Below are 23,796 nucleotides of genomic sequence, written 5' to 3'. Positions count from 1 at the left end.
GCGGCTAGCGATACAGCGCGTGCATGCCGGCGGCGGTGGCAGCGAAGCGGGCTCGCAGTTCGGGCGGTTCGATCACCTCGGCGAATTCGCCCAGCGGGAGGAGGCCGGTCATCAGCACATCCCAGGATTCGGAGGGCACCGTCAGCTCTACCCAGCCGTCGTCATCCGGTGGGCCGGCCGAGGCCAACGCCTCGCTGACGGCCGCGGGATCGTTCATCAATCGGAGCAGGCCCAGATGCGTCCCGGCGATCCGGCATCGTGCGCGCACCCGCAGCATCGACCGCGCGAATTCCCCCGCCGACGCCGTCCAATGCGCGGACAGGTCGAAATCGTCCGGGCGGTCGAAGGTTTCGCCGCTCGGTGTAGCCGATTCGATGCGGCCGACGCGATAGGACCGCACCGCCGTGCCCTCGCGCGCGACCAGGTACCAGGTGCCGGCCTTCAAGACGAGCCCGAGTGGGTCGAGGGTGCGCTCGACCGTGCGGTCCTTGCGGGCGTAGCGGATCACCAGCCTGCGGTCGTGCCAGAGCGCATCGGCGACGGTCGCCAGCGTCGGAGTCTGTTCGGGCCGGTGGAACCAGCCGGGTGCGTCGATGTGCACGCGCTCGGCGATCCGGGTGGCACGGCCACGCAGTTCCGGCGGGAGCGCGGCGAGCACCTTGAGCTGCGCGGTCGCCAGCACCGTGCCCAACCCCAGATCGGCGGCGGCGCCCGGCAGGCCGGCCAGCAGCACCGCATCGGCTTCGTCGCTGGTCAGCCCGGTGAGACGGGTCCGGTAGCCGTCGACCAGCTCGACCCCGCCTGCCCGTCCCGGTTCGGTGTACACCGGCACCCCCGCCGCCGACAGCGCGTCGATATCGCGGTAGACCGTGCGCACCGAGACCTCCAGTTCGCGCGCCAGCTGCGCCGCCGTGGACCGGCCGCGCGTCTGGAGCAACAACAGCAACTGCACCAATCGGCTCGCCCGCACACCCGCAGACTAGCCGTAAACCTTGACAGAAGATGTCAGCAATGGCTCGTACCGTCGGGTTATGACCACTTGGAGCCAGTTCACCGAAGAAGCGCCCCGGATCTCCACCGTCTTCCTGCGCCGCCACAAGGCCACCGGCAACCTCTGCATGCTCGGCACGCTCCGCTCCGACGGCTTCCCGCGGATCAGTCCGGTCGAGCCGATGATCTTCGAGGACCAGCTGGTGATCGTCGGCATGCCGAACACCACGAAGTTCAAGGATCTGGCCCGCGATCCCCGGTTCTGCCTGCACACCGCCACCGTCGACACCCATGTCTCCGATGGTGACGCCAAACTCTTCGGGCGCGTCACCGATATCGCCGACCGCGCGGTGCATGCGCGATTCGCGCAGAAGCTGTTCGACGACAGCGGTTTCGACATTCGTGACCAGGAGTTCGATCACTTCTTCGTCGCCGATCTCACCACCGCCTCATCGGTGGAGGTGGTCGACGATCGCCTCGAGATCACCATCTGGAAGCCGGGCGCGGGGGAGCGGGTCGTCGAGAAGCGCTGAACGCGCCCGCGGCCGGGCGGGCAATCGGTCGAAGCCGGGCCCGCCGGCCTCCGGTGGCGGTAGGCTTCGCGGCACAGCCAGTGGCATCGGAGCTGGCGGGGGCGACGATCAAGGATGCTGCGACTTGTCTGACACCATTTCGGAACTCGAGCTCACCCAGCACACGGTCGACGGTGTGCGCTGCGCCGTCTACGACAGTGATCCCGGCGGGAGCGCGGAAGCGGTCGTGTTCGTGCACGGCAATCCCGGTCCCATGGACGATTGGGCCGAGCTGGCTCCGGTCATCGCCGGGTTCGCCCGGGTGATCGCCATGGACATGCCGGGCTTCGGACGCTCCGAACGTCCGCGGACGTTCGACCACAGCGTGATCGGGCACGCGCGGTTCCTCGGCGTGCTGCTCGACCAGCTGGGTGTGCATCGGGTGCACCTGGTGCTGCACGATTTCGGCGGGCCGTGGGGCATGCGGTGGATGCTCGACCACCCCGACGAACTCGCGAGCCTCACGGTGATCAACTGCGGTGTCCTCGACGGTTACCGCTGGCATCGCTACGCCAAGATCTGGCAGACGCCCCTCCTGGGCGAGCTGTTCCAGCTGATGAGCAACCGGCGCGCCATGCGGATCGCGCTCAGCCGCGACAACCCACGCCCGATCCCGCGCAGCTACGTCGAGCGGGTGGCCCGCTACGCGGACTGGTCCCACAAGCGGGCCGTGCTGCGGCTCTACCGGAATTCGCGCGATCCGAGCAGTGCGTTCCCGGAGAAGGACTCCGGCCTCGCGGCGGATGGTCTGCCGGTCTGCGTGATCTGGGGTGACGGCGACCCTTACATCCCGGTGCGCTTCGCCGACCAGCAGCGAACCTTCTTCCCCGACGCCGAGATCCACATCCTGGAAGGGCTCGGGCACTGGCCGTTCGTCGACGACCCGCAGGCCGTGCTCACTCCACTGGAGGCCTTCCTACGCAAGCAGGTCGGCACCCGAGCCGAGGACGACTCACCGCCCGCCGTCCTGCCGCCGGGCTAGCTCCTCGCGCCGGCGGAGCAGGTAGCGACGTTCGGCCTCGTTGGTGGTCCGGCGAATGGCTTCGTCGTAGGCGGTGCGGGCTTCCTCGGCTCGGCCGAGGCGACGCAGCAAGTCCGCGCGCACGGCATGGAAGAGATGGTGGTCCGCGAGCGGAAGATCCTCGACCAGGGGCAACGCGGTGGCCAGGCCCTCGGTTTCGGCGACCGCCACCGCGCGATTGAGCGCGACGACAGGGCTCGGCGCGACCGCCGTCAACTGGTCGTAGAGCTGCACGATCTGCGCCCAATCGGTGTCGGCGGCGGTCGCGGCGTCGGTGTGCACGGCATTGATCGCGGCCTGAATCTGGTAGGGCCCCGGCGTATTGCGGCGCAGGCACTCCCGGACGAGTGCGTGCCCCTCGGCGATGAGCGCCCGGTCCCACCGGCGGCGATCCTGTTCGGACACCGCGATCGGGGTGCCGTCGTCGTCGGTGCGGGCCGGGCGCCGGGCGTCGGTGAGCAGCATCAACGCCAGCAGCCCGAGCACTTCCGGGTCGTCCGGCAGCAATTCCCGCAGCACCCGGCCCAGCCGAATCGCTTCGGCGCACAGGTCCGCGCGCAGCAATTCCGCGCTGCCGGTGGCCGTGTGGCCCTCGGTGAAGATCAGGTAGATCACCGCGAGTACCGATGGCACCCGCTGCGGCAGCTCATCGGCGCCGGGCACCCGATACGGGATGTGGGCGTCACGAATCTTGTTCTTGGCGCGCACGAGTCGCTGCGCCATGGTCGGTTCCGGCACCAGGAACGCTCGTGCGATCTGGGCGGTGCTCAACCCGCCGAGCAGCCGCAAGGTCAACGCCACCCGCGCGTTCATCGCCAGCGCCGGATGACAGCAGGTGAAGATCAGCCGCAACCGATCATCGGGCACCGCCTCCCGTGGCGCCGGTTCGTCGCGGGCATACAGCAGCGCGGCCTCGGCATGCCGGTCGGCGCGGGAAGCGTCGCGGCGCAGCCGATCGATCGCCCGGTTCCGGGCGGTGGTGATGATCCAGCCGGGCGGGCTCGGCGGCAGCCCGTCCGCCGGCCAGCGCACGACCGCCGCGGTGAACGCGTCCTGGACCGCGTCTTCGGCGAGGCCGATATCGCCGAAGACGCGGATCAGCGAGGCCACCGCGCGACCGTAGTTGTCGCGGAACACCTCCCGGATGTGCGCCTCGGTCACCGGCGGCGCCGCACGGTCGTCCCGATCGTGCTCGCCGGAGCGCACCGCTAGCCCCCGGCCAGTGGCCGCACCTCGATCGGCAAGGTCACCACCGCGGCCAGCCTGCTCGCCCACCGCAGCGCCTCGTCCAGATCGGCCACCTCGATGATGGTGAATCCGCCGATATGTTCCTTCGCCTCGATGTAGGGCCCGTCGGTGATCAGCGTGTCGGGCCCGTTCGCCCGCACCACCGTCGAGGCGCTCGGCGCGTGCAGCCCGGCGGCGAACACCCACGCGCCCGCGGCCTGGATCTCGTCGTTGAGAGCCTCGAGATCGCGCATGATCTCGTCGAGATCGTCGGGCACCTTCTCGGTATCGGGTTGGTAGATCCCCAGCAGGTATTGCGGCATCGTCAGCTCCTCTCGGCGGTGCGATAGGTCGCGATCAGCACCCCGGTCGTGGTGCGGACACAGTCGACCAGGTGGAGATCGCCGACCGTGGTCCGTCCGTCGAACAGTCGCCGCCCGCTCCCGAGCACCAGTGGATGGATCTGCAGCAGATACTCGTCGACCAGACCGTGCGCCATCAGCGATCGGAGCAGATTCCCGCTGCCGAGCACCACGAGATCCAGCTCGGGCCGCCGCTGCTGTAGCCGGGGGACCGCTTGGACCGCGTCTCCGTCCAGCAGGATCGAATTCTGCCACGGCAGCGGTTCGATCAACGTCGTCGATGCGACGTATTTGTCGGTCTTGTTCAGTACTTCGGTGAACGGATTGCCGGACCGGTGTGGCCAATATCCGGCGAAATCCAGGTAGGTGCGGCGTCCGAGCAGCAGGGCGCCCTGGTGCTCGGCCATGTGCTCGGCCATCACCCTGGCCTGCACCTCGTCGCCGAATCGGTATGCCCAGCCGCCGTGGGCGAATCCGTCGCGTGGATCCTCCTGCGCGCGCCCCGGTGCCTGCATGACGCCGTCCAGTGTCACGCTCACCACGGCAATGATTCTGCTCATTGTTCCGGCTCCTTTCCGGACCGGCCGATGCACGGTCTCATCCCCTACACGAACGGCGCACACCCGGATCGACACCGTCGAGCGGAAAATTTCTGCTCCGAAGACGACGGCCGGCCACCATCGCCGGTGTCGTACCCGTGACCGGTCGTCGCGCCGTGCCACCATGACCGGATGGTGAACCTGGCCGAGGCGGCCGGCAGCGCGAGCGTGGCGCCGATCGTGTCGCTGTTCTGGATCGGCACCGCCGCCGTCGCGGCACCGCTGATCGCGCGCCTGCTGCGCGGCTATGTGCCGGACGTGGTGATCCTGCTGCTGTTCGGGGTGGTGCTGGGCCCGCACGCGCTCGGCCTGGCCGATACCGGTGGCGGCGTCGATCTGCTCAGCGAACTCGGGCTCGGCATGCTGTTCCTGCTGGCCGGCTACGAACTCGACCCACAACTGCTCCGCGGTAGGCGCGGGCGCACCGCCTGGTTCACCTGGCTCGCCTGCCTGCTGATGGCGATGCTGTTCGTCGCGGTGGTCGCCAACGACGCGACGTTCACCGCGGTCGCGGCGGTGGCCATCGCGATGACCTCGACCGCCCTCGGCACGCTGCTGCCGATCATCAAGGCGCGCGGCATCCGCGACTCCGGTCTCGGCCGAGCGGTGCTCGCGCACGGCGCCGTCGGCGAGCTCGGCCCCGTTGTGGCCATGTCGATCCTGTTGACCAGCCGCAATATCGGTGCCGCGATCGTGGTGCTGGTGTTGTTCGCGATCGCGGCCGCCCTGATCGGCCTGATGCATCAGCACATCCTGGACCGGGTGCCCGCCTTCGGGCGGTTGCTCACCGAACTGTCGGCCGGGACCGCGCAGCTGCCGGTGCGGGTGGTGTTCCTGCTGCTGCTGGTGCTGATGACGCTGGCCGAGGAGTTCGGGCTCGATGTGGTGCTCGGCGCGTTCGCCGCCGGCATCATCCTGCGCAAACTGCTCGGCGGGGAACGCCAGGAGATCGGTGCCTCGCTCGAGACCATTGGTTACGGGGTGCTCATTCCGATCTTCTTCGTCGTCTCCGGGATGGGCATCGACGTGGCCGCGGTGGCCGACGAGCCGGTCACCTGGGCGTTGTTCGTGGTGTCGATCGCGGTGGCCCGCGGGGTGCCGGTGTGGTTCAGCGAGCGGTTCGTTCCGCACGGCGCCAATCTCGGCGACCCGCGCGAACGGTTGCAGCTGGCGTTGTACGCCGCGACCGGGCTGCCGATCATCGTCGCCGTCACCCAGGTGGCGACCAGCACCGGTCTGATGGAACAGGGGCTGGCGTCCACGATGGTGGCGGCCGGTGCGACGACGGTGCTGCTGTTCCCGCTACTGGCCCGGTGGGTGGGTGCGCGCGGCGACCAGGGGTCGCGTGGCGATACGGCCGGGTCCGACGGGGCGACTAGACGGGACGGGGTGACCGGACGGGACAGGGTGACCGGGGCCGACGAGGCGGCCGGGCGGGACGAGGCGGCCGGGCGGGACGAGGCGGCCGGGCGCGAGTGAACCCGCCGGGCCGGTCTTGCCCGGCCGCAACGGCGACGCCGGTCTCGCGCTGCGCCTATTCCTCGCGATCGCCCGGTCGGCGACGGTGCGCCACCACCCGGACGACGAAGCCCGCCAGATGCCGTGTCCGCGATTCCACCCGGCGCTGGAGCTCGTCGAGGTCGGCGTCGGTGGCCTGGGTGAGGTCGAGCGCGAGCAGACCATCGGTGGCCTTGTCCAGGGCCTTCAACCGATCGTCGAACACGCGATTCGAACGCATGTTCTAAGCCTAGCGCATCCGGCGGTAGTGTGGATAAGGGAAATTCCCGCACCGCCGGTGAATGAGCTTGCATGGTCGTGCATAATCATCACATGGTTGATTCCTCGGACGGACCCGTCGTGCGGGTCGCGGTTGCTGGTGCCAGCGGATACGCGGGCGGCGAGGTCTTGCGCCTGCTGCTCGGTCATCCGGAGTACCGAACCGGGCGCCTCGTCATCGGGGCGCTGACCGCGGGATCCAACGCCGGCACCCGGCTCGGTGCGCTCCAGCCGCATCTACTGCCGCTCGCCGACCGTGTGCTCGCGCCCACCACCGTCGAGGAACTGGCCGGTCACGACGTGGTCTTCCTCGGTCTGCCGCACGGGCAGTCCGCGGCGCTCGCCGAGCAGCTGCCGCACTCGACGGTCATCATCGACTGCGGCGCCGACTTCCGGCTCACCGACGCTGCCGCGTGGGAGAAGTACTACGGCAGCCCGCACGCGGGCAGCTGGCCCTACGGTCTGCCGGAACTGCCCGGCGGCCGGGACAAGCTGCGCGGCGCCACCAGGATCGCGGTCCCCGGCTGCTACCCGACCGTCGCCAGCTTGGCGCTGGCCCCCGCCATCGCCGCCGGAATCATCGAGCCGAAGGTGAACGTGGTCGCGGTCAGCGGCACCTCCGGCGCGGGCCGCAAACTCGACGTCGGCCTGCTCGGCTCGGAGGTCATGGGTTCGGTGCGCGCCTACAACATCGCCGGCGCCCACCGGCACACCCCGGAGATCGCGCAGAATCTCAGCGCCGCCGGCGGCACCGACGTCAGCGTCTCGTTCACCCCGGTGCTCGCGCCGATGCCGCGCGGCATCCTGGCCACCTGCACCGCGCCGGTGAAGGTCGACGCCGCCGAGGCTCGCGCGGTCTACGAGAAGGCCTACGCCGACGAGCCTTTCGTCCATCTGCTGCCCGAAGGTGTGCTGCCGCAGACCGGTGCGGTGCTCGGTTCCAACGCCGTCGCCCTGCAGGTCGCCATCGATGAGGCCGCGGGCCTGCTCGTGGTGATCGGCGCGGTCGACAACTTGACCAAGGGCACCGCGGGCGCCGCGGTGCAATCGATGAATCTGGCCCTCGGGATCGAGGAGACCGCAGGACTTTCCACCGTAGGAGTGGCACCGTGACGACAACCGACACCGCCGACGGCAAGCTGATCCGCACTCAGGGTGTGACGGCGCCGCTCGGTTTCCGCGCCGCGGGTATCGCCGCCGGGATCAAGGCCAACGGCAATCCCGATCTGGCGCTGGTGTTCAACGAGGGACCCGAGTACGCCGCGGCCGGGGTGTTCACCCGCAACAAGGTGAAGGCCGCGCCGGTGCTGTGGTCGCAGCAGGTGCTGAAATCCGGTGCGCTGCGCGCGGTCATCCTCAATTCCGGTGGCGCCAATGCCTGCACCGGGCCCGGCGGTTTCCAGGACGCGCACCGCACCGCCGAGGAATTGGCCACCGCACTGAGCAATTGGGGTACCGAGACCGGCGCGGGCGAGATCGCGGTGTGTTCCACCGGCCTGATCGGTGACCGGCTGCCGATGGACAAGCTCATTCCGGCCGTGACCGAGATCGTGCACGAGATGGGCGGCGGCATGTCGGGGGGCACCGACGCCGCCTACGCCATCATGACCACCGACACCGTGCCGAAAGAGGCGTCGTTCCACCATAAGAACAAGTGGAACGTCGGCGGCATGGCCAAGGGTGCGGGCATGCTCGCGCCGTCGCTGGCCACCATGCTGGTCGTGCTCACCACCGACGCGCAGGCCAGTGCCGAGCAACTGGATCAGGCGCTGCGCAAGGCCACCCGGCTCACCTTCGACCGGCTCGATGTGGACGGCTCCTGCTCCACCAACGACACCGTGCTGCTGCTGGCCAACGGCGCCAGCGAGGTCACCCCGACGCAGGATGAACTCGACGCCGCCGTGCTCGCGGTCTGCGATGATCTGGCCGCCCAGCTGATGGCCGATGCCGAGGGTGTCACCAAGCGCGTGGTCGTCACCGTCGCCGGTGCCGTCGACGAGGACGAGGCTCTGATCGCTGCCCGCGCCGTGGCGCGCGACAGTCTGGTCAAGACCGCTCTGTTCGGCTCGGATCCGAACTGGGGGCGTGTGCTCGCCGCCGTCGGCATCGCACCGATCACCCTCGACCCGAACCTGATCTCGGTGTCGTTCAACGGGCAGCCGGTGTGCGTCGACGGCATGGGCGCACCGGGCGCACGCGAGGTGGACCTGTCGGGCACCGATATCGAGGTCCACATCGATCTGCGGCTCGGCGACGGCACCGCGAGCATCCGCACCACCGACCTCTCGCACGGCTACGTCGAAGAGAATTCGGCCTACAGCTCATGACCGGCGATATCCTGCACAGCCTCTCGGCCCTGGACAAGGCGCACGTCCTCGCCGACGCGCTGCCGTGGCTGCAGAAGTTCCACGACAAGATCGTCGTCGTCAAATACGGCGGCAATGCCATGATCGACGACCGGCTCAAGCGCGATTTCGCCGCCGATATGGCGTTCCTGCGCACCGTCGGCGTGCACCCGGTCGTCGTGCACGGCGGCGGCCCACAGATCAACGCGATGCTGAAGCGGCTCGGGCTCACCGGCGAGTTCCGCGGCGGCTTCCGGGTCACCACACCGGAGATCATGGATGTGGTGCGGATGGTGCTGTTCGGCCAGGTCGGGCGCGAGCTCGTCGGGCTGATCAACGCGCACGGACCGTACGCGGTCGGCATCTCCGGTGAGGACGCGCATCTGTTCACCGCCACCCGCCGCACCGTCGACGTCGACGGCGAGGCCACCGATATCGGCCTGGTCGGCGACGTCACCGAGGTGAACCCCGCCGCCGTGCTCGACCTCATCGGTGCCGGCCGCATCCCGGTGGTGTCCACCATCGCCCCCGACGCCGACGGCGTCGTGCACAACATCAACGCCGACACCGCCGCGGCCGCACTGGCCGAGGGCATCGGCGCGGAGAAACTGGTGGTCCTCACCGATGTCGAGGGCCTCTACACCGACTGGCCGGACCGCTCGTCGCTGACCTCGTCCATCGACGCCGACGCCCTGGCGGAGTTGCTCCCGCGCCTGGATGCGGGCATGGTGCCCAAGATGGAAGCCTGCCTGCGCGCGGTGCGTGGCGGGGTGCCGAGCGCGCACGTCATCGACGGACGCGTCCCGCATTCGGTGCTGCTGGAACTGTTCACCGGAGAGGGCATCGGGACCATGGTCACCCCGGCACCGTCCGGGCGGACGAACGAAAACGGAGCCGGAGCATGAGCACAGAGGACCTGCGGCAGCGGTGGTCGGCCGCCCTGATGCACAACTACAAGACCCCCGACATCGTGCTGGTGCGCGGTGCGGGCGCGGTGGTCTACGACGCCGACGGCAATCGCTATGTCGACTTCCTCGGCGGGATCGCCGTCAACAGTCTCGGCCACGCCCATCCGGCGATCCTGGAGGCGGTCACCCAGCAGCTCGGCACGCTCGGGCACGTGTCCAACATCTATGGCAACGAGCCGGTGATCGAACTGGCCGAACGGCTGCTCGACCACTTCGGTGACGGCCGCACCGGTGACAGCAAAGCGTTCTTCTGCAACTCCGGCACCGAGGCCAACGAGGCCGCGTTCAAGATCGCGCGGCTCACCGGCCGGCGCAAGATCGTCGCCTGCGACGAGGCCTTCCACGGCCGCACCATGGGTGCGCTCGCGCTCACCGGGCAGCCGTCCAAGCGGGCGCCGTTCGAGCCGATGCCGCCCGGTGTGGTGCACGTGCCCTACGGTGACGCCGCCGCGCTGGAGAAGGTGGTCGATTCCGATACCGCCGCGGTCTTCCTCGAACCGATGATGGGGGAGAGCGGTGTCGTGGTCCCGCCGCTGGACTACCTGGTGCGGGCCCGCGAGATCACCGCGAAGCACGGTGCGCTGCTGATCCTGGACGAGGTGCAGACCGGTATCGGGCGCACCGGCAAGTTCTACGCCCACCAGGCCGTCGGCATCGTCCCCGATGTCATCACCCTGGCCAAGGGCCTCGGCGGCGGGCTGCCGATCGGGGCGGTGCTGGCCACCGGCAAGGCCGCCGACCTGCTCACTCCCGGCCTGCACGGCACCACCTTCGGCGGTAACCCGGTCTGCGCGGCGGCCGCCCTCGCGGTGCTGCGCACCATCGACGAACAGGGTCTGCTCGCGCACGTGGAATCGCTGGGCAAGCGGCTCAGCGACGGCATCGCGCTGCTCGAACACCCGCTGATCGATCACGTGCGCGGCGCGGGACTGCTGATCGGCATCGTCCTCACCGAGGACGTGGCCGCGCAGGTCGAGGCGCGGGCGCGGGACGCAGGCTATCTGGTGAATCCGGCCAAGCCGAACGTCATCCGGTTGGCGCCGCCGCTGGTGCTCACCGAAACCCAATCCGACAACTTCGTCGCCGATCTGCCCGAGATCCTCGATCTCGCCGCGGCCGACGCGAAGGGAGCCTCCGCATGACGCTGTCCGATTCCACCCCCGTGAACGGCTCGATCCCGGCCACGGCGGTACGGCATTTCCTGCGTGACGACGACCTGACACCCTCCGAGCAGGCCGAGGTGCTGGCCCTGGCCGCCGAACTCAAGGGCGCGCCGTTCGCGCGTCGTCCGCTGGAGGGCCCGCGCGGGGTCGGGGTGATCTTCGAGAAGAACTCCACCCGCACCCGGTTCTCCTTCGAGCTCGGCATCGCCCAGCTCGGCGGGCACGCCGTCGTCGTCGACGGCCGCGACACCCAGCTGGGCCGTGAGGAAACCCTCGGCGACACCGGACGGGTGCTCTCGCGCTACGTCGACGCCATCGTCTGGCGCACCTTCGAACAGTCCAGGCTCGACGAGATGGCCGCCACCGCAACGGTTCCCGTGGTGAACGCGCTGTCGAACGAATTCCATCCGTGCCAGGTGCTGGCCGATCTGCTCACCCTCACCGAGCAGCTCGGCCCGCTGCCCGGACGCAAGCTCGCCTACTTCGGCGACGGCGCCAACAATATGGCCCATTCGCTGCTGCTCGGCGGCGTCACCGCGGGCCTGCACGTCACCATTGCCGCGCCCGAGGGTTTCGCGCCGCTGCCGTGGGTCGTGGAGGCCGCGCGGGCCCGTGCGGCCGACACCGGCGGCAGCGTCACCCTTACCGACGATCCGCGCATCGCCGCCGAGGGCGCGGACGCACTGGTCACCGATACCTGGACCTCGATGGGCCAGGAGAACGACGGCCTCGACCGCGTCGGCCCGTTCCGCCGCTTCCAGATCAACGCCGGCCTGCTCGCCAAGGCGCAGCCGAAAGCCGTTGTGCTGCACTGCCTGCCCGCTCATCGCGGCGAGGAGATCACCGACGAGGTGCTCGACGGCCCGCAGAGCGTGGTCTGGGACGAGGCCGAGAACCGCCTGCACGCCCAGAAGGCGCTGCTGGTGTGGCTGCTCGACAGACAGAACGGCCGACGATGAGCGTGCCCACCTCCGACACCGGCGCCCCGGGTCCGGCCACCGCCGCGACCCGGGCCGGCCGCCAGTCCCGCATCGTGGCGCTGCTGTCAGCGCATTCGGTGCGCAGCCAAACCGAACTCGCCGCCCTGCTCGCCGCCGAAGGCATCGAAACCACCCAGGCCACCCTGTCTCGTGACCTCGACGAACTCGGCGCGGTGAAGTTGCGCGCCGCCGACGGCGGTGCGGGCGTCTACGTCGTCCCCGAGGACGGCAGCCCCGTCCGCGGCGTCACCGGCGGCACCGGCCGCCTCTCCAAACTCCTCGGCGACCTGCTGGTCTCCACCGACGCCAGCGGCAACATCGCCGTCCTGCGCACCCCACCCGGCGCCGCCCACTTCCTCGCCAGCGCGTTGGACCGGGCCTCGCTGCCATACGTCGTCGGGACCATCGCCGGCGACGACACGATCGCCGTCATCGCTCGGGAGCCGATGACAGGAGCGGAACTGGCGGCGGAGATCGAACGCTTGGCGTAAATTGCCCGCAACTCTTCGGGCCGACTGCGGGACGGCAATGACATACGTGATGCGCCGGTACGGCGCCGATGTCGAGCAGATCGACCGCATCGCCTCCCTTGCGGGTCGCATTGATCAAGGCACCTGGTGGGCACCGTTCAGTGAGGTCCTGCCGAACTGGTTCAAAGCTTTCGTCGGTCTGGAAGGTCTGGCGAAGAGTCAGTTCACCTATCAGGCAATGACGTTGACTGGGCACTCCAAACGGAGGGGTATGCGACGGCGTTGTTGGGTGGCGGCTTCAGATCGCACCATTGGATCTGCCTCAGGTGATTCGGGCTCGGATGGCCAGGCAGCGTCTCGTCGGGTCTGACCCGCTCTGGTTGCAAGCGGTGATCGAAGAGCAAACCCTCGACCGTCTGGTCGGGGGTGTAGGTGTCATGGCCGAACAGCTCCGCCACCTGCGTGACCTGATGGATCGGGACAACGTGGACCTGAGGATCATGCCAACCAGCACCGCCGTCCATGCCGGTCCGGACGGCGACGATCCCGCGAACGACCCTGCCGCCCAACCAGTTATCGCGCTGCCCGCCTCCGTCCGGCCGGCCTTCCTCGCCGCCGCATGCGCCAACGCCCCGCACGCGATTGCCGATGCCCCGGCGATCATTCACCACCTCGACGGCTCGGTCACTCTCGCCGGGTCCGGCGTCACCCTGCTCTTCACCGCCGCCGAATGGGGCGCCTTCGTCGCAGGCGTGCGTGACGGCGAGTTCTTCGATGTCCGAGCGGCCGTATCTCGGCGTTGTCCGGGCTGGCGGAGATGTGAATATTCGTGCCCGCCACGGTGATCCGCTGCGGCACCGTGTCTCGGGAAGGGGACGACAGCCTCGTGGCTACCTCAGGTGTCGCATCGGGCGATGCAATCTGCTGTCAGCCGGATGACATCGCGGTCTCCGATGTGGCAATGAGTCCACACGTCGACATAGTTCGTATGCGGCCGGGGTGTGTCGGTGGCTATTCGTGACCGATACTCGCGCAGGTCGGTCTCGGTCGGGCGTTGCGTGGCCCGATCTTGGTCTTCATACCGGGCAGTTAGTCGGCAAGTCGAGCTGTTGTTCCGATGGGCCGGTGTAGATTTGGCGGGTCGGGTGGATCGGCGCTCAGGCTGCACTGCCCGCCCGAACTGGGGCACAGGCAAACGTTGGTGGGGTTGGTGCGGCGTCGTTTCGGCGCGGCTCGATCGAAATCTCGGAGGGTCTCGTGGGCGAGAGTCGTGAGAAATCGCAGGGTGCAACGCTCGGCTATCGGCGGTGGCACCGCTACGTCGGGGCATTTGATCGAGTGCAGCACTGTATCGAACGGGGGTACTACCTGGAAGCCGTGGCGATTCTCGACTCGCTGATCACCGACCGGTTGACCAGTCGGGTCGGGTACCTCAGCGGTGCGGAACCCAGGATCGAGCCGATCGGGCCGCTCTGCCGAGCCCTGATCGGTCGTTCGGATGCGAGGGACGGCGCGGGGCTCGAGCACGACGACGAGTTTCGTGAAGTGGTCGAGGAGATCAGGACATGGGCCGTGGAACGCAATCACGCGATCCACGCGACCGCCAAGATCCTCCGCAGCGACGATCCTGTCGTTTCGTTCGACGATGCACTTCGTGTGCACCACCGCACGGCGCTGCGCGGGGTCGCACTCCTCCAACGCTTCGATCGTCTCGATACTTCGGCGCGACAGCGAAACGGCACTATCCCCGCCTCGGCGCCCAACGCGTTCTTCCCGGAGCGGCGCAGGATACCGTCCGGAGAGTTCACTGCGTGAGTAGCTCGGCGACGGCTCTACTGAGGCTGCGATGGTTGGAACATGAACGCGGGTATCGCCACTGTCACGGTGCCGCATCAGTGGGGTGACGGCCTCGCCGCAAGACCGCGCGGCGATCTCCGCGAACCTAGGGTCGGGACTGGCCGGGATCGTCCTGCGAGAAGGAGGCGTCGCGTTATGCCGAAGTACTTGTGGCGGGTCAGTTACACCCAGGAGGGGGCATCCGGGTTGCTCGCGCAGGGCGGCAGTGTCCGCCGGGCGGCGATCACGGAGATGGTGGAAAGTGTGGGCGGGCATGTGGAGGCCTGCTATTTCGCGTTCGGTGAGGACGATTTGTTCGTCATCGGTGACGCGCCGGACGAGGTGTCGGCCGCCGCGCTCGCCATCCGCACCGCCGCGTCCGGCGCCGCGATATCGCACACCGTGCCGCTGCTCACGCCCGAACAGGTCGACGACGCGGTCGCCCGACAGGTCACCTACACACCACCGACCACCTAGCCGTCCGGGTGCGGTAATCCGCACCCCGAGGCATCGGAAACCGGTGGAAAACCGCAGCGACCAGCGGGTTCGTCGTTCGTACCGTGCGATGTATGAACTTCGTACATGCCATGTCGCACACCGAGACCGGTGACCTGGACGGAATCGCGGGCGCCGCCGTGCGGCTGATGGAGCAGCTCGGGTCCCCCGGGGCCGGGCTGGCGGTCGCCGCGGAGAATCTGTTCCCGCCGATTCCGAGTGAGGTGATCCTGCCGCTGGCCGGATTCGCGGCCTCGCGCGGCGAGATCTCGCTGGCCGCCGCCATCGTGTGGACCACCATCGGGTCGGTCGCCGGCGCCCTGCTGCTGTATCTGATCGGGCAGGCCTTCGGGCGCCGTCGGATGTACGCGATATTCGACCGGTTGCCGCTGGTGAACACCGCCGACCTGGCGCGCAGCGAAGAATGGTTCGCCCGGCACGGCAACACCGCGGTGTTTCTCGGCCGGATGGTGCCACTGGTGCGGAGCCTGGTGTCGGTGCCCGCCGGTGTCGAGGCGATGCCGCTCGGGCGTTTCCTGGTGCTGACCGCCGCCGGAAGCGCACTGTGGAACTCGGCGTTCGTGCTTTCCGGATTTGCCCTCGGCGAGAACTGGACTCGTATCGAACCGTACGCGGACATCCTGCAGAAGCTGGTGATCGTCGCGGTGATCGCAGCCGCGGGGCTGTTCGTCGTGCGTCGCGTCCGGTCCGTGCGCGCCCGTTAGGGTCGGAGCGTGATCGCGCACCTTCGGCATTCGTTCGAGCGTTCGTGCCGTGCTGTGGCCGGGGTGGTCGCGGGGGCAGTGGCCGCCGTCGCGGGGGCCGCGGTACTGGCCGGTGGCGGGCGGGACGCGTTGGCTCGCGCGGCGCGGCGGGATCGTGATCGGCTCGTGCGCTGGTTCGGCGCCGATGTCGTCCGCGATCTGCCGGACCGTGACCCGTCGGGGTATCTGCTCGTCCGCCTCGCCTACGGTCCGGCGGCCGGCCTCGTGGTGGCGGCGGTGCTGATCGCCAGCACCGGGTACGCGGGGTGGGGGCTGGTGCTGCTGGTTCGTGGCAGTATCCCGGCCGCCGATGGCATCGCCGCGCTCATCGTCGCCGCGATCGCGTTCTATCTGGCAATTCGGGTGGCGATGATCGTCGGGCAGTGGGATATCCGGCTGGCGCTGCGCACCCTCGGCAGCGATGCGACCCAGTTCCGGTTGCACGAGCTCCAGCGCACCAGGGCGGACGTGGTGACCGCGATCGACGACGAGCGACGTCGCATCGAACGCGCCCTGCACGACGGCATCCAGCAGCGCGCCGTCGCGCTCGCCCTTGACATCGGCCGGGCCCGGCGCACCGCCGAACGTGGCGACCAGCGGCTCACGGCCCAACTCGACCGCGCGGTCGATCAGGCGCAGACACTGCTCACCGAATTGCGCGAGGTGGCGTGGCGCATCTACCCGGCGGTGCTCGACGAGCATGGTCTCGTCGCGGCCTTGGAGGGGCTGTCGGCGCACACCTTCCTTCCGGTGGACCTCGAGCTACAGCCGGATGTCCGGCCACCGCACGATGTGGCGGCCGCACTGTATTACGTTGCCGCCGAAGCCGTCACGAACGCGACCAAACATTCCGGGGCCGACCGGGTGACGGTCCGGGTGACCGCCGACGATTACTCCGTCACCCTCACCGCCACCGACGACGGCTGCGGCGAAGCCGACCCGTCGGGATCGGGCTTGACCGGCCTGCGGCGCCGGGTCGCCGCGCTCGACGGCACATTATCGGTGCGCAGCCCCGCGGGTGGACCGACCGTCGTGGAAGCGAGGATTCCGTGCGCATCGTGATCGCCGAGGATTCGACCCTGCTCCGCGAGGGGCTGTCCCGGTTGCTGGCCGACGAGGGGCATGAGGTGCTGGCCTCGGTGGGCACTGCGGTGGAACTCGACTACGCCGTGGCGGCCGAGGTGCCCGATCTCGTGCTCCTGGATGTGCGGATGCCGCCGACCTTCTCCACCGAGGGGATCGACGCGGCCCGCAGGCTGAAGCAGCAGCATCCGGATCTGGCCGTGCTGGTGTTGTCGCAGTACGTCGAGCACCGCAATGCCACCAGCCTGCTCACCAGCGGGCTGGGCGGCATCGGGTATCTGCTCAAGGATCGCGTATCGGATGTCGACGCCTTCCTCGCCGATCTCGAGCGGGTCGCGGCGGGCGGCACCGCATTCGATCCGGAAGTGGTGCGGCAGTTGTTCACCACGATGCGGCGGGCCGACCCGCTCGCCGCCCTCACCGACCGCGAACGCGAGGTACTCGAGGCCCTGGCCCAGGGGTTGACGAATACCGGGATCGCCGACCGCCTGCACATGTCGGTGAGTGCGGTGGAAAAGCATGTGAACTCGATCTTCGGCAAACTCGAGCTGCCCAAGGACACCGACCGCAGCCGACGGGTGGGCGCGGTGCTGCTGTATCTCGAGAGTATGAACGACTCGGGGCGATCCGACCGCGGCTGAGCGCGGACACGGCCCTGGTTGTGCCCACCTTCGCCGGCGCGAGGGTGGGCTTTCGTCATTGCTGCGCGCGCCGGGTCGCCTCCCGGCTCGACAGCGATCATGTGGAAAACCACATCCCATCGGGAGGCCGACCGCAGTGTGCGGGAGTGGCCGCATTTCTAGCGTTTTCCACTGTGAACACAGTTCTTCGACCCACACGGTGGCTCACCGTTGCCGCGCTCATCACGGTCTCGGCCCTGCTGTCCATCGTCACCTCCGGCATGGCCTTCGCCCGCGACGAGACGCTGCAGATCCTCGTCGATGCACCGACCGACGCAACCGCGACCGTGCTGACGGTGGACGGCACGGCCAGGACCGCCGGAACGCGCACCCCCGGCACGGAAGAGCCGGTCAGCGGATCCGAACATTTCCGGATCGGCAGCATCACCAAAACCTTCGTCGCGACCGTCGTCCTGCAATTGGTCGATGAGGGCCGGGTTGCGCTGGACGCGCCGATCGCGAAATACCTTCCCGGGACGGTGCGGGACGGCGATCGGATCACGGTGCGCCAGATCCTTCAGCACACCAGCGGAATTCCGGACTACATGAAATCGCCGGGATGGTCGACCAACCGCTGGCGTGGCGAGGACCGGTTCCGCGATTACCGCCCGGATCAACTCCTCCAGCAGGCCTTCACCCGGCCGCCGGACTTCGCTCCAGGAGCGAAGTTCCGGTACTCCAACAGCAATTACATCGTCGCGGGCCTGCTGATCGAGGCCGTCACCGGGCGGCCGTACGGCACCGAGATCGACCGGCGCATCCTGGGACCGCTGCATCTGGCCGGCACCTCGCTACCCGGTTCGAATCCGCGTCTGCCCGAACCCGCGCTCCGCGCCGTCGCGGAACTCGACGGACGCCGCGTCGACGTCACCGAGCAGAACGAGTCCCTCGACTGGGCCGCGGGCGAGATGATCTCGACCCAGCCCGACCTGGCGACCTTCTTCGACGCGCTGCTCGGCGGCCGGCTGCTCTCCGAGCAGACCCTCGCCGAGATGCGGCGGACCGTCCCGATGGGATCCGGCTTCCACTACGGGCTCGGCCTCGAACGGTTCGACCTGCCCTGTGGCGGCCAGGTGTGGGGCCACGGCGGACAGCTGCTCGGCTACGTCACCTACGCCTACCGGCGCGACGACGGACGCACCTTCGGCCTGCTCGAGGTGTCGGGCTCCGACGACGGGTTCCTGCGATTCGCGGCGATGGCGACCGCGGTCTATTGCCCGCGCTGACAGCCGGCACCAGGTGTCGGCAGCGCGGACTGCGCGGTAGCGGCGGTGTGCGATCCGGCGCGGTGGCCTTCGGGCGCCGCGCCGCAGCACCGTCAGTAGTTGCGGCCCGGCGGATACTCGGAGAAGAACTGCTGCAACAGCGGCGTCGCGACATCGAGCCCGTGCTTGGCGAGGCCGAGGGCGGCGTTGCCGAGGTTGATGACGACGAAACCGATGAGGTCGCGGTTCTGTTCGGCCAGGTCGCGGAGTGGTTCGATGATGTTGGTGAACATGGTGTCGGTCCTTCGGCATGGATGCGCATGGACACGGCCTACATTTCCACAGCGGCGAGGCGGGGCCAAGGCTCTTCGGGCAGAATCTGCGCAGGCAGCGGCCATCGCAACCCCGGTTGTGAATGAGATTGCATCATCATGCATAATCATTTGAGGCGCGAGCCGAACCGGCGACCAGCATGCTGCCCCGAGCAGCCGCGCAGACCCACACAGACTTAGGAGCACCAGATCATGTCCGATCGCGTCGTACTCGCCTACTCCGGTGGGCTGGACACCTCCGTGGCCATCAGCTGGATCGGCAAGGAGACCGGCGCCGAGGTCGTGGCCGTGGCCATCGACCTGGGGCAGGGCGGCGAGGACATGAACGTGGTGCGCCAGCGCGCCCTCGACTGCGGCGCCGTCGAGGCCATCGTGGTCGACGCCCGCGACGAGTTCGCCGACGACTACTGCCTGCCCACCATCCAGGCCAACGCGCTCTACATGGGCCGCTACCCGCTGGTGTCGGCGATCAGCCGCCCGCTCATCGTCAAGCATCTGGTGGAGGCGGCCAAGTTCCACGGCGCGAGCACCGTCGCGCACGGCTGCACCGGTAAGGGCAACGACCAGGTGCGTTTCGAGGTCGGCATCGGCGCGCTGGCGCCGGACCTGAACGTCATCGCGCCGGTCCGCGACTACGCCTGGACCCGGGAGAAGGCGATCGCGTTCGCCGAGGAGAACGCGCTGCCGATCAACGTCACCAAGAAGTCGCCGTTCTCCATCGACCAGAACGTGTGGGGTCGTGCCGTCGAGACCGGCTTCCTCGAGGATCTGTGGAACGCGCCGACCAAGGACGTCTACGACTACACCTCCGACCCGACGGTCAACTTCGAGGCCCCCGACGAGCTGATCGTCACCTTCGAACGCGGTGTGCCGGTCGCCATCGACGGCCGCCAGGTCAGCGTGCTCGAGGCCATCGTGGAGCTGAACAAGCGGGCGGGCCGCCAGGGTGTCGGCCGCCTCGACATGGTCGAGGACCGGCTCGTCGGCATCAAGAGCCGCGAGATCTACGAGGCGCCGGGCGCCATCGCCCTGATCGCCGCGCACCAGGAGCTGGAAGCGGTCACCATCGAGCGCGAGCTTGGCCGCTACAAGCGGCAGGTCGAGCAGCGCTGGGGCGAGCTGGTCTACGACGGCCTGTGGTTCTCCCCGCTCAAGCGCGCGCTCGACGCCTTCGTCGGCGAGACCCAGGAGCACGTCTCCGGTGATATCCGGATGGTGCTGCACGGCGGCAACGTCGTCGTCAACGGCCGCCGCAGCGAGCAGTCGCTCTACGATTTCAACCTGGCCACCTACGACGAGGGCGATACCTTCGATCAGTCGCTGGCCAAGGGCTTCGTGCAGATCCACGGCCTGTCGTCCAAGGTGGCCGCGCGCCGCGATCTCAACCAGAAGTAGTCCTGTGACCGTGTGATGCCGGGCCCGCCGTCGGAGGACGGGGCCCGGCATCGCCGTGTCGGTCGCCGGATGCCCGGGCCCGCGCCCAGCGCGGGCGGGCGGTATCCGGCCGATTACCGTAGTGCTCGATGCGCCCGGGCGCCGGGCCGAACAGCGCCGTACACCCGAAACCAGATCCGAGGAGACACCCACACCATGACGCAGAGCGGTGCAACCAACGAAGGTGCGCTCTGGGGCGGCCGATTCGCGTCCGGGCCGGCCGAGGCGATGGCGGCGCTGAGCAAATCGACCCATTTCGACTGGGCGCTGGCTCCCTACGACATCCGCGCCTCCAAGGCACACGCCAAGGTGCTGCACAAGGCCGGGCTGCTCTCCGACGGCGATCTCGACGGCATGCTGGCCGCACTCGATCAGCTCGCCGCCGACGTGGCCTCGGGTGCGTTCGGCCCCGCCGAATCCGATGAGGACGTGCACGGCGCGCTCGAACGTGGACTCATCGAACGCGCGGGCACCGAGCTGGGTGGCCGTCTGCGGGCCGGACGTTCCCGCAACGACCAGGTGGCGACGCTGTTCCGGATGTGGCTGCGCGATGCGGTGCGCCGGATCGCGGCCGGGCTGCTCGAGGTGGTCGACGCCCTCGTCGCGCAGGCCGCCGCGCATCCGGACGCGGTGATGCCGGGCAAGACCCACCTGCAGGCCGCGCAGCCGGTGCTGCTGGCCCACCACCTGCTGGCGCACGCCCATCCGTTGCTGCGTGACATCGATCGGCTGCGTGATTTCGACAAGCGGGCCGCGGTCTCGCCGTACGGATCCGGGGCCCTCGCGGGTTCCTCGCTCGGCCTCGATCCCGAGCAGATCGCCGCCGACCTCGATTTCGATGCCGCGGCCGCGAACTCCATCGACGCCACCTCCGCCCGCGATTTCGCCGCCGAGGCCGCGTTCGTGCTCGCCATGATCGGGGTGGATCTGAGCCGGCTGGCCGAAGAGGTGATCATCTGGAGCACACCGGAATTCGGCTACATCACCCTCGCCGACGCGTGGTCCACCGGGTCGTCGATCATGCCGCAGAAGAAGAACCCGGACGTCTCCGAACTCACCCGCGGCAAGGCGGGCCGCCTGATCGGCAACCTGACCGGGCTGCTGGCCACCCTCAAGGCGCAGCCGCTGGCCTACAACCGCGATCTCCAGGAAGACAAGGAGCCGCTGTTCGACTCGGTGGCGCAGCTCGAACTGCTGCTTCCCGCCATCGCGGGCCTGGTCGCTACGCTGACCTTCCACACCGAGCGGATGGCCGAACTCGCGCCCGCCGGCTTCACCCTCGCCACCGATATCGCGGAATGGCTGGTACGCCAAGGGGTTCCGTTCCGCGTGGCGCATGAAGCCGCCGGTGCGTGCGTGCGTGCGGCCGAGGCTCGCGGCGTCGGTCTGGACGAATTGACCGACGAGGAGTTCGCCGCTGTCGATCCGGCGCTCACCCCGCAGGTGCGTGCGGTGCTGACGGTCGGCGGTTCGATCGCCTCACGTAATTCCCGCGGTGGTACGGCGGGCGTGCGTGTCGCCGAACAGCTGGACGAGGTGCGTGCCGCCGCGGCCGAAGCTCGCGCCTGGGTGTCCTGAATCCCGTTCGACAGCACTGCTCGCGGTGCGCGCGGCGGCTCATTGCTCGCCTGGCCGACAGCCGCTGTGCCCGAACGGTTTCGTGGCCCGGGGGAGGGGAGCGGGCCGTTCGCTAGTCTGCGGCCATGACCTTCCTCTTCCTTGCGCTGGCGATCGTGTCCGAGATCTCGGCGACGGTCTCGCTCAAACTGTCCGAGGGCTTCACCAAGCTGGTTCCGTCCGTGGTGGTCGTCATCGGGTACGGCGCGGCCTTCGCATTCCTGTCGCAAGCCCTGAAGCGGGGGATGGCGGTCGGTGTGGCCTACGGGATCTGGTCGGCTGTCGGGGTGGCGGCGGTAGCCGTTATCGGGGCGCTGTTCCTGGACGAGCGGCTGAGTCTGGTGCAGGTCGGCGGGATCGTGCTGGTGATCCTCGGCGTTGTGGCGCTGGAATTGGGTGGGGCGCACTGAGTTTCGGTTTCCGCGAGGCTTCGGTTTCCGCGAGCCGAATCAGGGCACCCAGCATTGCAAAAAATCTTCCTACGTAGATATGCGCATCACACTATGTCGGACGCAGTTGGCCGGAATGAACCCGCCAGCTAGCCCCCGAAGCGTGCAAGGACGGGGAAGGGTCCCGGCCGTCCACCGCGACCGGCACCGATACGCTCCGCAGCACCACGCCCACTCGTAGCATGGGCGCCCGGACCGACCCCGCGACGCAGCGAAGGAGTGCGCGATGCAGCCACACATCTCCGGTACCGCGCTGGCGATGCTGCACGATCGGGCGATCGCGGTGGTGGACCGGTTCGCCGCCGAGCTGCCGCTCTACGAGGGACTGCCGCAATCGTTGATCGAAGGCGATTTCCTGCACGGTTCACGCTTGAACGTGGAGCTGTTCTTCGCCTACCTGCGCACCGGGCGGCTGCCCGACGAATCCGACACCGAGGAGATCGTGAATCTGGCGGTCGCGCGGGTGCGGGATGGGGCGCCGCTTGCGGAGGTGCTGAACAATTACCGGATCGGCGCGTCCGTGCTGCGTTCGCAGCTGGCGGAGTCGGGCTCGGCCGAGGATGTCGAGATCCTGCGGGAGGTCACCGAACCGCTGATTCAGTATCTGCTGACGGTGACCGGCCGGATCGCGGTGGCCGCCGCCGACGGTGCCCACGATCCCGGGTGGGAGCAGCGGGAACGCTCGCGCGTGGTGGCGGACGCGTTGCTCGCCGGCACCGATCCGGGGGAGTGGTTGCCCGGTTCGCCGACGCCGATCGGCACGGCATTTCACGTCGTGGTGTTCCGGGTCGGTGACGGTGATCCGGCCGCGTTGATCGAGCTGCGCAATGCCATCGACGCGGCCGCGGGTTCATTCGTGCGGATGGACCGTCGCGGATGGACGGCGTTGCTGCCGTGGGACCCCGCCGTCGATGTGGAGGTGCCGTCGTCGCTGTCGGAGCTCGTGCCGAAGTTCGCCGCACGCACCGATTGCGGATGGTGGGCCGGTGTCGCTCGGGCGGGCACCAGAGCCGAGATCCCGGCGGCGTTCGCGCAGGCTCGGGTGCTCGCCGAGGTCGGCCGCTGCCTGGAGCGACCGCAGCGGGTGTGCCTGCTGCGGGAGTTGCCCTTGGAATACACGGTGGCGCGCAGCGGTGCGGCGCGCGCCGACCTCGCCGCGGTGCTGAACCCGCTCGACGGCCAGCCGCAACTGGCCCAGACCCTCGAGCTCTACCTCGACACCGATTTCAATCAACTCGCCACCGCGCGAGCGCTCTACGTGCACCGCAATACGGTCACCTACCGGCTCTCCCGCATCCACGAACTCACCGGGTTCGACCCGGCCTCGACCGCAGGCGCGGTGCAGCTCGCCGCCGCACGGATGGCCCGTCGCATCCACAGCGGCCACTTCACCGGATGACCCCACCGCATCCGATTGGTCGTATGCCC

General features: G+C 68.9%; 26 protein-coding genes. 20 read left to right on the top strand and 6 right to left on the bottom strand.

Translation table 11 applies throughout. The features are described from left to right. Positions 1–4: 4 nt before the first annotated feature. Complete coding sequence (locus AC5W7N_RS21775) at positions 5–970, bottom strand: helix-turn-helix transcriptional regulator (protein WP_194990249.1); 966 nt, start codon at positions 968–970, stop codon at positions 5–7. 61 nt (positions 971–1,031) lie between these two features. Here AC5W7N_RS21775 and AC5W7N_RS21770 point away from each other — a divergent pair, with 61 nt between their 5' ends. Further along, positions 1,032–1,523 carry a pyridoxamine 5'-phosphate oxidase family protein gene (locus tag AC5W7N_RS21770; RefSeq protein WP_163813784.1) on the top strand — a complete coding sequence of 164 codons (492 nt, stop codon included), beginning with the start codon at positions 1,032–1,034 and terminating at the stop codon, positions 1,521–1,523. Between the two features lie 124 nt (positions 1,524–1,647). Continuing rightward, complete coding sequence (locus AC5W7N_RS21765; RefSeq protein ID WP_195020975.1) at positions 1,648–2,544, top strand: alpha/beta fold hydrolase; 897 nt, start codon at positions 1,648–1,650, stop codon at positions 2,542–2,544. Here AC5W7N_RS21765 and AC5W7N_RS21760 read toward each other — a convergent pair. The 3 genes from AC5W7N_RS21760 to AC5W7N_RS21750 are packed head-to-tail and all read right to left on the bottom strand — an operon-like array spanning position 2,515 to position 4,732. Further along, positions 2,515–3,744 carry an RNA polymerase sigma factor gene (locus tag AC5W7N_RS21760; RefSeq protein WP_195020974.1) on the bottom strand — a complete coding sequence of 410 codons (1,230 nt, stop codon included), beginning with the start codon at positions 3,742–3,744 and terminating at the stop codon, positions 2,515–2,517. The two genes, AC5W7N_RS21765 and AC5W7N_RS21760, sit on opposite strands and share 30 nt — an antisense overlap. Positions 3,745–3,791: 47 nt before the next feature. After that, positions 3,792–4,133, bottom strand: a complete 342-nt coding sequence (locus AC5W7N_RS21755) for a YciI family protein (RefSeq protein WP_195020973.1) — start codon at positions 4,131–4,133, stop codon at positions 3,792–3,794. A gap of 2 nt (positions 4,134–4,135) precedes the next feature. Beyond that, entirely contained in the window at positions 4,136–4,732 is a 597-nt protein-coding gene (locus AC5W7N_RS21750; RefSeq protein ID WP_195020972.1) for a dihydrofolate reductase family protein, read from the bottom strand. Positions 4,733–4,903: 171 nt separating this feature from the next. Here AC5W7N_RS21750 and AC5W7N_RS21745 point away from each other — a divergent pair, with 171 nt between their 5' ends. After that, positions 4,904–6,250, top strand: coding sequence for a cation:proton antiporter (locus tag AC5W7N_RS21745; RefSeq protein ID WP_195020971.1), 1,347 nt, complete (start codon positions 4,904–4,906; stop codon positions 6,248–6,250). 55 nt (positions 6,251–6,305) lie between these two features. Here the strand turns inward: AC5W7N_RS21745 and AC5W7N_RS21740 are convergent, their stop codons facing one another. After that, positions 6,306–6,509: a hypothetical protein gene (locus AC5W7N_RS21740; RefSeq protein ID WP_195020970.1), complete on the bottom strand. Its 204-nt coding sequence runs from the start codon at positions 6,507–6,509 to the stop codon at positions 6,306–6,308. Positions 6,510–6,601: 92 nt separating this feature from the next. On the opposite strand from AC5W7N_RS21740, the gene argC reads away from it, so the two are divergent. The 13 genes from argC (at position 6,602) to AC5W7N_RS21675 (ending at position 18,557) form a co-directional block, all read left to right on the top strand. After that, the gene (gene argC / locus AC5W7N_RS21735; protein WP_194992840.1) at positions 6,602–7,660 is read left to right on the top strand and encodes an N-acetyl-gamma-glutamyl-phosphate reductase; all 1,059 of its coding nucleotides are present in this window, start codon (positions 6,602–6,604) and stop codon (positions 7,658–7,660) included. Then, on the top strand, positions 7,657–8,874 hold the full coding sequence (gene argJ, locus AC5W7N_RS21730) for a bifunctional glutamate N-acetyltransferase/amino-acid acetyltransferase ArgJ (RefSeq protein ID WP_195020969.1): 1,218 nt from the start codon (positions 7,657–7,659) through the stop codon (positions 8,872–8,874). The genes argC and argJ overlap by 4 nt, the downstream gene beginning before the upstream one ends. Continuing rightward, positions 8,871–9,797, top strand: coding sequence for an acetylglutamate kinase (gene argB / locus AC5W7N_RS21725; protein WP_163813792.1), 927 nt, complete (start codon positions 8,871–8,873; stop codon positions 9,795–9,797). The genes argJ and argB overlap by 4 nt, the downstream gene beginning before the upstream one ends. Continuing rightward, the gene (locus AC5W7N_RS21720) at positions 9,794–11,002 is read left to right on the top strand and encodes an acetylornithine transaminase (protein ID WP_195020968.1); all 1,209 of its coding nucleotides are present in this window, start codon (positions 9,794–9,796) and stop codon (positions 11,000–11,002) included. Before argB ends, AC5W7N_RS21720 begins: the two co-directional genes overlap by 4 nt. Next, a complete protein-coding gene (gene argF / locus AC5W7N_RS21715) occupies positions 10,999–11,982 on the top strand; it encodes an ornithine carbamoyltransferase (RefSeq protein WP_195020967.1) in 984 nt (327 codons plus the stop codon). The genes AC5W7N_RS21720 and argF overlap by 4 nt, the downstream gene beginning before the upstream one ends. Then, complete coding sequence (locus AC5W7N_RS21710; protein ID WP_163813795.1) at positions 11,979–12,494, top strand: arginine repressor; 516 nt, start codon at positions 11,979–11,981, stop codon at positions 12,492–12,494. Before argF ends, AC5W7N_RS21710 begins: the two co-directional genes overlap by 4 nt. Positions 12,495–12,814: 320 nt before the next feature. After that, on the top strand, positions 12,815–13,318 hold the full coding sequence (locus AC5W7N_RS21705; RefSeq protein ID WP_495922072.1) for a DUF397 domain-containing protein: 504 nt from the start codon (positions 12,815–12,817) through the stop codon (positions 13,316–13,318). Between the two features lie 412 nt (positions 13,319–13,730). Beyond that, positions 13,731–14,288 carry a hypothetical protein gene (locus tag AC5W7N_RS21700; RefSeq protein ID WP_163813797.1) on the top strand — a complete coding sequence of 186 codons (558 nt, stop codon included), beginning with the start codon at positions 13,731–13,733 and terminating at the stop codon, positions 14,286–14,288. Between the two features lie 177 nt (positions 14,289–14,465). Beyond that, positions 14,466–14,786, top strand: a complete 321-nt coding sequence (locus tag AC5W7N_RS21695) for a GYD domain-containing protein (RefSeq protein ID WP_194991379.1) — start codon at positions 14,466–14,468, stop codon at positions 14,784–14,786. Between the two features lie 92 nt (positions 14,787–14,878). Further along, on the top strand, positions 14,879–15,529 hold the full coding sequence (locus AC5W7N_RS21690; RefSeq protein WP_194991380.1) for a DedA family protein: 651 nt from the start codon (positions 14,879–14,881) through the stop codon (positions 15,527–15,529). 9 nt (positions 15,530–15,538) lie between these two features. Next, complete coding sequence (locus AC5W7N_RS21685; RefSeq protein ID WP_495922071.1) at positions 15,539–16,630, top strand: sensor histidine kinase; 1,092 nt, start codon at positions 15,539–15,541, stop codon at positions 16,628–16,630. Continuing rightward, complete coding sequence (locus tag AC5W7N_RS21680; protein ID WP_163813801.1) at positions 16,618–17,292, top strand: response regulator; 675 nt, start codon at positions 16,618–16,620, stop codon at positions 17,290–17,292. The genes AC5W7N_RS21685 and AC5W7N_RS21680 overlap by 13 nt, the downstream gene beginning before the upstream one ends. Before the next feature lie 173 nt (positions 17,293–17,465). Further along, entirely contained in the window at positions 17,466–18,557 is a 1,092-nt protein-coding gene (locus AC5W7N_RS21675; protein ID WP_495922070.1) for a serine hydrolase domain-containing protein, read from the top strand. Between the two features lie 92 nt (positions 18,558–18,649). Here AC5W7N_RS21675 and AC5W7N_RS21670 read toward each other — a convergent pair whose 3' ends face one another. Continuing rightward, the gene (locus tag AC5W7N_RS21670) at positions 18,650–18,829 is read right to left on the bottom strand and encodes a hypothetical protein (RefSeq protein ID WP_036535955.1); all 180 of its coding nucleotides are present in this window, start codon (positions 18,827–18,829) and stop codon (positions 18,650–18,652) included. A 231-nt stretch (positions 18,830–19,060) separates the two neighbouring features. Between AC5W7N_RS21670 and AC5W7N_RS21665 the strand changes: the two genes are divergently transcribed. The 4 genes from AC5W7N_RS21665 to AC5W7N_RS21650 all read left to right on the top strand — a co-directional run bounded on the left by AC5W7N_RS21665 (position 19,061) and on the right by AC5W7N_RS21650 (position 23,767). Beyond that, positions 19,061–20,263 carry an argininosuccinate synthase gene (locus tag AC5W7N_RS21665; protein WP_014350404.1) on the top strand — a complete coding sequence of 401 codons (1,203 nt, stop codon included), beginning with the start codon at positions 19,061–19,063 and terminating at the stop codon, positions 20,261–20,263. A gap of 195 nt (positions 20,264–20,458) precedes the next feature. After that, positions 20,459–21,880, top strand: a complete 1,422-nt coding sequence (argH, locus tag AC5W7N_RS21660) for an argininosuccinate lyase (RefSeq protein ID WP_163813802.1) — start codon at positions 20,459–20,461, stop codon at positions 21,878–21,880. A 125-nt stretch (positions 21,881–22,005) separates the two neighbouring features. Next, a complete protein-coding gene (locus tag AC5W7N_RS21655; RefSeq protein ID WP_036535958.1) occupies positions 22,006–22,329 on the top strand; it encodes a DMT family transporter in 324 nt (107 codons plus the stop codon). 265 nt (positions 22,330–22,594) lie between these two features. Continuing rightward, on the top strand, positions 22,595–23,767 hold the full coding sequence (locus tag AC5W7N_RS21650) for a PucR family transcriptional regulator (RefSeq protein WP_194992288.1): 1,173 nt from the start codon (positions 22,595–22,597) through the stop codon (positions 23,765–23,767). The last annotated feature ends 29 nt before the right edge of the window (positions 23,768–23,796 follow it).

It is taken from the genome of Nocardia sp. CDC519 (genome assembly GCF_059509835.1).
The sequence above is the reverse complement of the archived record's forward strand: the minus strand, read 5'-3'. Positions and strand labels throughout refer to the sequence as shown.